The 10294-nt window shown below is 54.5% G+C and carries 11 protein-coding genes; all 11 read left to right on the top strand.

The annotated features are described in order from the left end of the window. Nucleotides 1-41: 41 nt before the first annotated feature. The 11 genes from EDC32_RS05135 (at nucleotide 42) to EDC32_RS05185 (ending at nucleotide 10182) form a co-directional block, all read left to right on the top strand. Nucleotides 42-869 carry a sirohydrochlorin chelatase gene (locus tag EDC32_RS05135; protein ID WP_132220240.1) on the top strand — a complete coding sequence of 276 codons (828 nt, stop codon included), beginning with the start codon at nucleotides 42-44 and terminating at the stop codon, nucleotides 867-869. 13 nt (nucleotides 870-882) lie between these two features. Beyond that, on the top strand, nucleotides 883-1665 hold the full coding sequence (cobK, locus tag EDC32_RS05140; protein ID WP_132220241.1) for a precorrin-6A reductase: 783 nt from the start codon (nucleotides 883-885) through the stop codon (nucleotides 1663-1665). Next, nucleotides 1658-2308: a precorrin-8X methylmutase gene (locus EDC32_RS05145; protein ID WP_281275210.1), complete on the top strand. Its 651-nt coding sequence runs from the start codon at nucleotides 1658-1660 to the stop codon at nucleotides 2306-2308. Before cobK ends, EDC32_RS05145 begins: the two co-directional genes overlap by 8 nt. Before the next feature lies 1 nt (nucleotide 2309). Beyond that, nucleotides 2310-3488, top strand: coding sequence for a cobalt-precorrin-5B (C(1))-methyltransferase (locus tag EDC32_RS05150; protein WP_132220242.1), 1179 nt, complete (start codon nucleotides 2310-2312; stop codon nucleotides 3486-3488). Next, nucleotides 3409-4656 carry a precorrin-6y C5,15-methyltransferase (decarboxylating) subunit CbiE gene (cbiE, locus tag EDC32_RS05155; RefSeq protein WP_132220243.1) on the top strand — a complete coding sequence of 416 codons (1248 nt, stop codon included), beginning with the start codon at nucleotides 3409-3411 and terminating at the stop codon, nucleotides 4654-4656. The genes EDC32_RS05150 and cbiE overlap by 80 nt, the downstream gene beginning before the upstream one ends. Next, nucleotides 4649-5368 (top strand): precorrin-2 C(20)-methyltransferase, encoded by a 720-nt coding sequence (gene cobI / locus EDC32_RS05160; RefSeq protein WP_132220244.1) that lies wholly within the window; start codon nucleotides 4649-4651, stop codon nucleotides 5366-5368. Before cbiE ends, cobI begins: the two co-directional genes overlap by 8 nt. Continuing rightward, on the top strand, nucleotides 5365-6162 hold the full coding sequence (cobM, locus tag EDC32_RS05165) for a precorrin-4 C(11)-methyltransferase (protein ID WP_132220245.1): 798 nt from the start codon (nucleotides 5365-5367) through the stop codon (nucleotides 6160-6162). The genes cobI and cobM overlap by 4 nt, the downstream gene beginning before the upstream one ends. After that, entirely contained in the window at nucleotides 6159-7271 is a 1113-nt protein-coding gene (locus EDC32_RS05170) for a cobalt-precorrin 5A hydrolase (RefSeq protein WP_132220246.1), read from the top strand. The genes cobM and EDC32_RS05170 overlap by 4 nt, the downstream gene beginning before the upstream one ends. Next, complete coding sequence (locus EDC32_RS05175) at nucleotides 7268-8674, top strand: cobyrinic acid a,c-diamide synthase CobB (RefSeq protein ID WP_132220247.1); 1407 nt, start codon at nucleotides 7268-7270, stop codon at nucleotides 8672-8674. Before EDC32_RS05170 ends, EDC32_RS05175 begins: the two co-directional genes overlap by 4 nt. Continuing rightward, nucleotides 8667-9221: a cob(I)yrinic acid a,c-diamide adenosyltransferase gene (gene cobO / locus EDC32_RS05180; protein WP_132220248.1), complete on the top strand. Its 555-nt coding sequence runs from the start codon at nucleotides 8667-8669 to the stop codon at nucleotides 9219-9221. Before EDC32_RS05175 ends, cobO begins: the two co-directional genes overlap by 8 nt. 163 nt (nucleotides 9222-9384) lie before the next feature. Further along, the gene (locus EDC32_RS05185; protein ID WP_132220249.1) at nucleotides 9385-10182 is read left to right on the top strand and encodes a HoxN/HupN/NixA family nickel/cobalt transporter; all 798 of its coding nucleotides are present in this window, start codon (nucleotides 9385-9387) and stop codon (nucleotides 10180-10182) included. Nucleotides 10183-10294 lie beyond the last annotated feature (112 nt).

Here is a 10294-nt window from a genome sequence, read left to right on the forward strand (position 1 = left end):
GCACAGGTCGCGTCCAATTTCAACAGATGGGAGAGAACGAGATGGAAGCGATATTGTTTGTGGGTCATGGCAGCCGTGATGCTGAAGGGAATGAAGAATTGTTGCAATTCACCGCACAGATGGCCACCAAGTTTACGGAACCGATTGTGGAGACCTGCTTCTTGGAATTTGCCCAGCCAGACATGCATGCCGGTGTGAAGCGAGCGGTTGACAGAGGGGCCACTTCGATCAAAGTGATTCCGCTGATGCTGTTCATGGCAGGGCATGCCAAAGTGCACATCCCTTTATTTTTGCAGGAGGCACAAGCGGCTTATCCCGATGTTCGGTTTGTATACGCGCGGGCGCTTGAAGTGGAGCCATTGGTATTGCCCATCTTGGAAGCGCGGCTTCAGAGCGTGCTTAAGGCTGGAGAAACGGAAGAGACGGCCGTGCTGCTGGTGGGGCGTGGATCAAGTGATGCCGACGCCAACAGCGACTTGTATAAGCTCACCCGCTTGTTGTGGGAACGATTGCCTGTACCGTGGGTGGAAGCTTGCTTCATCGGGGTGACGGACCCACGGCTTAATGAAGGATTGAACCGATGCCTTCGACTGGGTGCCAAACGGGTGGTGGTGTTGCCATATTTCTTATTTACTGGCGTGCTGATCAAGCGGATGGAGAGGATGGTGAGGGAGTTTAATGAGACCAACGTCGGTGCAGAAGCGGTGATGGTTTCTTACCTTGGGTGTGACGAAGGGTTGGTAGACATCTGGAAACGCCGCGTCGACCAGTTGGAGCAGGGACAGGCATTGGACTGGGAAACCTTGGCCAAACAGGCGGTCGCGACCGGTTGCCACCATCATCATCATGACCACCATCATGACCATTGAAGGGGGAACAGCAGTGATTTTTCTGTTGGCTGGAACAAGTGATGCCCGTGAGTTGGCTTGTTTGTTGCAACAAGAAGGGTATCCATTCGTGGCCTCGGTTGTGACCGAAAGTGCCGCCGACAGCTTGCGGGAAGCGGGCGTTTCTGTGCGGGTGGGCCGATTGACGGCGGATGAAATGGTTGCTGTTTTAAAGGAACAAGGCGCTACCATGGTGGTGGACGCCAGCCATCCGTTTGCAGAAGAAGCATCCAAAAATGCGATTCAGGCGGCTGAAAGCGCAGGTATCCCATATCTCCGCTACGAACGACCGGAATGGAAGGGTGAGCGTCATCCACTTATCGAGACCGTATCCTCTTATCAAGAGGCGGCGGAAGCGGCGGCGCGCCGAAAAGGGGTGGTCATGCTGACGACAGGGAGCAAAACGTTGGACATCTTCGCTCAGCGATTGTTGTCAGAACCGGGCGTGCGGTTGGTTGCCCGGATGTTGCCACGCAAGGATAACATGGAAAAATGCGAACGGTTGGGTTTGGAGCAGAAGAACATCATCGCTATGCAAGGGCCGTTTGGCAAAGAATTGAACAAGACCTTGTACCAACATTATCAAGTGACCACCGTCATCACCAAAGAGAGCGGGCAACTCGGTTCGGTTGATGAGAAGGTGGAAGCCGCTTTGGAGTTGGGGTTACATGTAGTGCTTATTTCCCGGCCGCAGATCGAATATGGCCGCGTTTTGGATCAGATCGATCAAGTGCTGGATCAGGTACGAGCAGAATTAGGAGGAATGTCCCGTGAGTGAGACTTTTCGCCCCGTAACTACCAAACCTCAGGAGATTGAGGATTTAAGCTTTCAAATGATTGCCGATGAATTGGGGGCGCATGATTTTACGCCGGAGCAATTTCCCGTCGTGCAGAGGGTCATTCATGCAACAGCCGACTTTGAGTTGGGCCGAAGTGTTGTGTTTCATCCTGATGCAGTGCGAACGGGCATCAAAGCGATCCAAGCCGGCAAGCCGATCGTGGCTGATGTGCAGATGGTGCAAGTTGGGATCAACAAAATGCGTTTGGGTAAATTCGGTGGAAATGTGCGGGTGTATATCTCTGACAGCGATGTGATGGCAGAAGCCAAACGGTTGGGGACGACCAGAGCGATTGTGGCGATGAGAAAAGCAGTCGCCGAGGCTGAAGGCGGCATTTTCGCGATCGGTAACGCCCCCACGGCGCTGTTGGAATTGATCCGCCTGGTTCGGGAGGGTGTAGCCAAACCGGGGCTCATCGTGGGTGTGCCTGTAGGTTTTGTATCTGCGGCGGAGTCGAAAGAGGAGCTGTTAAAGCTAAATGTGCCATTTATCACCAATTTGGGCCGCAAGGGAGGCAGTCCGACGGCGGTGGCGATTGTAAATGCCTTAGCCATGATGGCTGAACGGGAGATGGAAGCGTGACATGAAGTCAACGCAGACAGCAAGCGAAGAAAAGCCGCTCCGCACAGGATACACCACGGGGGCCTGTGCGACGGCGGCGACCAAAGCAGCTTTGCTCTCGTTGATCACCGGAGAAGCCGTCCGAGAGGTGACGATCCGCCTGCCGATCGGTCAAGAGGCGGTGTTTGCCATAGATGAAGTGCGGATGGATGAAAATCATGCGCGAGCCAGTACAGTCAAAGACGGAGGGGATGACCCCGATGCCACGCACGGGGCGACGATTGTCTCCACCGTCACCTGGTTGCGTGAACAAGGAATCGAGATTGACGGTGGAGTTGGTGTGGGTCGGGTGACCAAGCCGGGCTTGCCGATTCCAGAAGGAGAAGCGGCCATCAACCCGGTGCCCCGGCGGATGATCAGGGAGACGGTAGAAGCGGTGCTAGCTGAACATGGCGTGAATCGGGGCGTCAAAGTGGTCATCTCTGTTCCGGAAGGGGAAGCGATCGCTCAGAAAACGTTGAACGCCCGCTTAGGAATCATCGGCGGCATTTCCATCTTGGGTACGCGGGGGATTGTGGTACCGTTCTCAACTGCTGCTTACCGGGCCAGTGTGGCGCAGGCGATCCAAGTGGCCAAAGCCAATGGTTGCCGTCATCTCGTGTTGACTACGGGTGGTAGCAGTGAAAAACATGCGATGAAGTGTTTTCCGCATCTGCCAGAAGAAGCTTTTATCCAGATGGGCGATTTTGTAGGGTTTGCGTTGAAACATGCCAAACGGGCCGGAGTGGAACGAGTGAGTTTGGTGGGGATGATGGGCAAGTTTTCCAAGGTAGCCCAAGGTGTGATGATGGTCCACTCCAAAAGTGCCGCGGTCGACTTTGATTTTTTGGCGGCGGTGGCGGAGGAAGTGGGAGCCTCTCCGGATTTGGTGCAGGCGGTACGTGAGGCCAACAGTGCGACCCACGCGGGCCAGCTGATGGAAGAAGCTGGGCGGATGTCGTTTTTCACGCGGTTGAGCCAGTTGATCTGCCGTCAAGGCTTGCAGCATGTGGATGGAGGTCTGACGATTGAAACGGTGTTAGTGAAAATGAAGGGTGAACTGTTGGGGAGGGCGGAATGGAGTGGCACAGACGGTGAAACTGATTGGGATTGGTGCGGACGGAAAGGATGGACTTCCCCCGCATTGCCGGAAATGGATTGAAGAAGCAGATGTTTTGGTTGGCGGAGAGCGCCATTTGGCTTATTTTCCCGAGCATGGGGGAGAAAAGTGGGTGCTCAGAGGTGGCATCATGGGCATGATTGGTCGCATTGCCGAAGAGATGGCGGAGCGGCGCGTGGTTGTGCTCGCTTCAGGCGATCCCCTGTTTTATGGAATTGGGCGCTTGCTGGTGCGGCGTCTCGGCGGTGAGCGAGTGGAGATTCTTCCCTATGTGAGTTCGTTACAGCTGGCATTCGCCCGCATGGGAGAAAGTTGGCAAGGGGTACCGGTAGAAAGCCTCCATGGCCGCCCATTGTTCGGCTTGGCCCAACGCATCGACGGGCAGGATATGGTGGCGTTGCTGACGGATGACCAGAATACGCCTGGGGCCATTGCCAACTATTTGTTGCGGTTCGGCATGACTGAATACAAGGCGTTTGTTGCTGAGAATTTGGGTGGTAAGGATGAACGGGTGGGCTGGTGGGAATTGGAGCCATTGGCACAAGCAGAGTTTTCCTCGCTCAACATCGTGATCTTAAAACGTCGGGAGGGGGCGCATAGCCAGCGTTGGTTCATGGGTATGGATGATGATGCCTTCTCTCAGCGCAAACCGGATAAAGGGCTGATTACAAAAAAAGAGATTCGCCTGCTCAGCCTGACAGAGATGCGTTTGCAGAAAGAAAGTGTTGTCTGGGATATCGGAGCCGGTTCCGGTTCAGTAGCGATCGAGGCCGCCAAGCGTGCGACGCACGGCCAAGTGTATGCAATTGAGAAAAATGAGGCGGATATGGCCAACATCGAAACGAACTGCATCAAATTCCGCGCTGACATCCACGCCATTCACGCCAAAGCGCCCCAAGGGTTGGACAAGTTGCCTGATCCAGACGCGATATTTATCGGCGGGAGTGGTGGAGAGCTGTCCGAGCTACTTACAGTGTGCTGTTCCCGATTGCGGACAGGTGGCCGATTGGTTATCAATGCCGCCACGATTGAAACACTGTCGACGGCTTTGGCCGGCTTGGAAGAGGCGGGCATGGAGGTGCGGGTGACGCTAATGCAAGTGTCGCGGAGCAAGCCGATTTTGAAAATGACCCGGTTTGCCGCACTCAATCCGACATATGTCATCGCTGCATGGTGGCCGGATGGGAAAAAGGGGGATGTACATGAGTAATGAAGCGCGTTATGGCAAACTGATTGGCATCGGAGTAGGGCCAGGCGATCCCGAATTGCTTACCGTGAAGGCTTATCGCATGTTGAAGGAAACCCGGGTCATCGCTTATCCCAAAAAACGCAAGGGTGAAAAAAGCTATGCTTTGTCCATTGTGGAGCAGTATGTAAAAGCCCAGGAAAAAGAGATGGTTGGCTTGATTTTTCCGATGACGCGCGATCCCGACGTTTTGTCACGAGAGTGGGATCAAACAGTGGCGACGGTGTGGTTCCATCTGGCACAGGGGAAGGATGTCGCCTTCGTGACAGAGGGCGACCCCATGCTGTACAGCACCTTTATTCATCTGGGGCGCCGGATGCGGGAGCTTCATCCGCAAGTGGAAATCATGTCCATCCCCGGCATTTCGTCAGTGAATGGGGCTGCGTCCCGCTTGCACCTTCCCTTGGCGGATGGGGATGAGCAAGTGGTTATCGCACCGGCGACGGCGGATCGGGAAGCAATGCGACAGGTGCTACAAACGCATGACGCCGTGGTGTTTTTAAAAGTGGCCAAAGTGCTTGACTTGTTGCTCGACATTCTGGACGAACTGGATCTGCATGACCGGGCGGCGGTGGTGAGCAAAGTGAGCTCGCCCGAGGAGCAGATCTGGTGGGATGTGCGGGAGTTAAGAGGGAAGAAGTTGGGATATCTTTCATTGATGGTGGTGAGGAAATGACAGCGTTGGCGGCTAAAGTGTATATCGTGGGAGCGGGCCCCGGCGATCCTGAGTTGATCACGGTGAAAGGCATGCGGATCATTGAGACAGCCGATGTGGTATTGTACACTGATTCACTGGTGAATGAAGCCTTGATCGCCAGAGCCAAACCAGAAGCGACCGTTGTGCCAAGTTCAGGGATGGAGTTGGGGCAATTGGTTGATTGCATGGTGGATTATGTGCGTCAAGGGCGTAGCGTGGCCCGGGTACATACCGGTGACCCCGCCGTATTCGGCGCAATTTTTGAGCAGATGGTGGAGTTGAAGAAGCAAGGGGTTGAAGTGGAGATCATTCCAGGTGTCAGCTCCGTGTTTGCCGCAGCGGCCGTTTTGGGGGCGGAATTGACGATCCCCGAATTGACGCAAACGGTCATCCTGACCCGCGCAGAAGGGCGGACACCCGTGCCGGAGCGTGAGAAGTTATCAACGCTTGCCGCCCATCACGCCACACTGGCTCTGTTTTTAAGCGCCACCTTGACTAAGAAAGTGGTGCGCGAACTGCGGGAAGCCGGCTGGGCGGATGAAACCCCTGTCGCAGTGGTGCAACGGGCTACTTGGCCAGATCAACGCATTCTCCGCACCACGCTCGGTAACTTAGACGAGGAGATGCGCCGAGCAGGCATTCGCAGTCATGCCATGATTTTGGCTGGGTGGGCTTTGGACCCAACCCGGTTGGCGGATGAGGGCGCGTTTCGCTCTCGCCTGTACGATAAGACGTTTACGCATGGGTTTCGAAAAGGGGTGGACGGTGCATGAAACGACCCCTTGCTTTCGTGGCCATCACCAAACACGGAGTGCATATGGTGCGCCGGTTGCAAGAACAGTTGGAACAGGCTGATGTCTACTATATGGACAAGTTTGCGCGTGGAGATGAGGCGACGCGGTCGATTGTGCTGTTTCAAGGCTCAGTCAAACATATTCTTCCGGATTTGTTCCGCCGGTATGACGGCATTGTCCTGTTCATCTCTTTAGGTGCGGTAGTGCGCATGATTGCCCCGATCTTGCAAGACAAAAAGACAGATCCCGCCGTCGTGGTGGTGGACGACAAAGGGAAATTTGCCATCAGTGTGTTGTCGGGCCATCTGGGTGGCGCCAACGAACTGGCGAAGCGCGTGGCCGCCCAAGTAGGGGCAACGCCGGTCATCACTACGGCTTCCGATGTTCAGCAAACGATTGCTGTCGATTTGTTTGGCCGTTCTTTCGGTTGGGAGATTGAATGCTTCGCCAAGGCTACTCCAGTGAGCGCAGCGGTGGTGAATGAAGAGCGGGTTGCAGTGATCCAGGAATCGGGGGAACCGTACTGGTGGGATTATGACCGCCCGTTGCCTGATCATATTCGCGTGGTTGATTCATGCGCAGAAGCCGACCAAGCGCCATTTGACGCGGCGTTGGTGGTGACGCACCGCCTCTTGGACGAACAAGAAGAACAGCGCTATTTGCATAACGGGGTGCTCTACCGACCCAAGGTGTTGGTGCTGGGCATCGGGTGCAACAAGGGGACGTCGGCGGAAGAGATTGAGCATGTGATCGTGCAAACGCTGAACGAACAGCGTTTTTCTCTGCGCAGTGTCCGCAATGTGGCGACGATTGACTTGAAAAAAGAAGAGCCGGGTTTGTTGTCTGTCTGCCGAAAATATGGTTGGCGCTTGGACACGTACACCCCGGATGAACTCAACACGGTCACCTTGCCTGACCCTTCCCCCACCGTTTACCGTTACACTGGCGCTTACGGTGTCAGTGAGCCTGCCGCTCTTTTGTCGGCGGGAGCGACAGAATGGTTACTCACTAAAAAGAAGGCGGGCAATGTGACGATATCGATTGCCCAAGTTCCTTTTCCCTCAGTGAAGGAAGTGATAAGACGATGATGAAACGGCCAAGATTGCTGATTGCCGGGACAGGCAGTGGCGTAGGAAAGACGACGATCACCTTGGGCGTCATGGCGGCTTTCCGGCGCCGAGGACTGAAAGTGCAGGGGTTCAAGTGCGGTCCCGACTATATTGATCCTACTTACCACACGGCGGTGACAGGTAGGGTGTCGCGCAATGTGGACACCTGGATGTTAACCGAGGAGAACATGCGCGAATGTTTCATCCGCGGCAGTGACGGAGCTGATTTGTCCGTGGTCGAAGGAGTAATGGGGTTGTACGACGGCAAAGATCCGCTCAGCGACCAAGGCAGTAGCGCTTCGATTGCCATGGCGCTCGACTGCCCAGTCATCCTCGTGGTGAATGTACACAGCATGGCCCGCAGTGCGGCGGCGGTTGTGTTAGGATACCAGCGGTTAAATCCCCAGGTGGCGATTAGGGGAGTGATTGCCAACCGGGCGGGAAGCGAAGGGCATTACCGGTTGGTGAAAGCGGCGATTGAGCAAGAATGCGGCATTCCGGTATTGGGTTGGTTAGCCCGGGATGAGTCGATGACGTTGCCGGAACGCCACTTGGGACTGGTGCCTGCGGTTGAACGTGGGGAATGCGAGGAATTGTTTGCCCAATTGGCTGACAAGGTCGAACAAGGTGTGGATATGGAGCGTTTGCTCGCGATTGCGCAAGATACCCCTCCTCTATCGATGCCATCATCCTCATATCTGGATGCGGTGCCTGTTGTGCCGGGAGCGCCGGTGGTGGCGGTGGCGAAAGATTCTGCTTTTCATTTTTATTATCCAGAAAACCTGGAGTTATTGGAGCGATTGGGGGCGAAGTTGGTGTATTTTAGCCCGTTGGCTGACGAAGCCGTGCCGGAAGAAGCGGATGGCCTGTTGATCGGCGGAGGCTTCCCCGAAGAGTTTGCGGAACGCTTATCCCGCAATGAACGGGCCAAACAGTCCATCCGTCGTTTCATCCAGCACGGGAAGCCCGTGTTTGCAGAGTGTGGTGGATATATGTATTTGGCGCGATCCATTGAAACCACTTCGGGGCAAGTATATCCCATGGTCGGCTTCATCCCCGGTCGTGTGCGGATGCAACACCGCTTAAGTGCATTGGGATATCGGGAAGTGCGGGCCACGGACGACAACTTGTTATTTGCCAAGGGCGAGTCGGTTCGTGGGCATGAATTCCATTACTCTTCGCTGGAGCCTGAGGCCGGATCGACCTGGCCGTTTGCTTACACAAGTGAGGGACGGCGAGGGGAGATGAAGGAAGGGTATGCCCAAGCCAACGTGTTGGCCGGGTACACACACCTCCACTTTGTTTCCAATCCGCGCATAGCCGCTCGCTTTTTGCAACAATGCACAAAAGCCCGGCAACAAAGGAGTGGGGAATATGCCTGAGCGAGCTGAAGCCGGCCGGCAAGGATTGACACTGGTTTATACTGGGGACGGCAAAGGAAAAACGACGGCGGCGCTGGGACTCGCCTTGCGAGCGGTGGGCCGGGGGCAACGGGTGGGGATTTGGCAATTCATCAAATCGCCGCAACGCACCTACGGTGAACAATTGGCGCTGAAAAAACTGGGCGTGGAGGTGCGACCACTGGGCGTCGGCTTCACTTGGACCAAAACACCGGAAGAGCATCGCACCGCATTGGCAGAGGCTTGGATGGTGGTAAAAGAGCGGGTCATGAGCGGAGAGTATGATGTCGCTATTCTCGATGAAATCAACAATGCATTGGCGATCACTTCGTTCTCCATCGACGATGTTTTGCCGCGGGCGGAAGTGCTGTCCTTGATCGAACAGCGGCCGAAGCATACGCATTTGGTGCTGACGGGGCGCAACGCCTTGCCGGAAGTGGTGGAACGTGCTGATCTGGTGTCGCGGATCGAACCGGTGAAACATTATTATGATGCCGGTGTGTCCGCTGTCAAGGGGATTGAATTCTAGAGTGTGTCTGGCAAATCAAGTTAGTGGGAAAGAAGTGGCGGAAAAACCTTTTCTCGAGGAGCGCCGATGCACAAGTGAAGCGAATGAGAAAATGGTTTTGGAGCCGCTGGCCTATTCATCAGACACGCCCTAGTTGAATACCATGCGAGGGGGAGATTGACTGATGGGAGAATGGTCGTTGTTTGCATTGGTGTTCGCGTTGGGGCTGAAGCATGGGTTGGATGCGGATCATCTGGCCTGCATCGATGGATTGACGCGATATAATTGGCATAAACGGAATGCCAGGGCTCGTTGGGTAGGTACCTTTTTTTCATTGGGGCATGGATTGGTTGTCACTGGCGTTGCTGTCATCATTGGGGTCGTCAGTCAGATGTTCACCTTTCCGGATTATTTTGATGAAGTGGCTACCTGGATGTCCATTATCACTTTGTTAACGATTGGTACTCTCAATATATTTAATCTGCTGAAATGGACGAATAAGCAGAAGCCGTTTCAACCGCAAGGAGTGAAAGGGAAATGGATTCCTCGTTCTTTGCGAGAAACCAGCAATCCCTTTCTGATCGTCCTGATCGGCGGGGTGTTGGCTCTGGCTGCTGATACGGTGAGCCAAACATCTGTCTGGGCATTGGCCGCAGGCAATAATTCCGAGTGGATGCCCCTCATGCTGGGCGTGACGTTTACAGTGGGTATGGTGATCACGGATACACTTGATTCCGTCATCATCTACCGTTCCCTCAAAGGAAGTGATCAAACAAGCAAATGGGTATCACTTACCATGGGATGGTTGATTGTGCTGCTTGCTTACGGCATCGGTTTTTATGAGCTGTTCATCTATTTCAAACCGCAGGCGGAATTGGAGTTAGAATGGCTTGGCGTCGCTTTGTTCACTGTTTTCCTACTCTTCTTTCTCTTCATCGATTGGCAAAAAAAGGACGATGTGCGACGGGACGAAACGGCTTGATTAGACAACGCTTTCTTTCAAACCAACCGGCGATATAGTGGATGAAAGAAAACAGGATCGACACGGGAGTAAGTCGATCCTGTTATTTATGCCCAAAAGGGTTTGTCAGCTA

This window comes from Laceyella sacchari (assembly GCF_004343255.1).
GTDB classification, from domain to species: Bacteria; Bacillota; Bacilli; order Thermoactinomycetales; family Thermoactinomycetaceae; genus Laceyella; species Laceyella sacchari.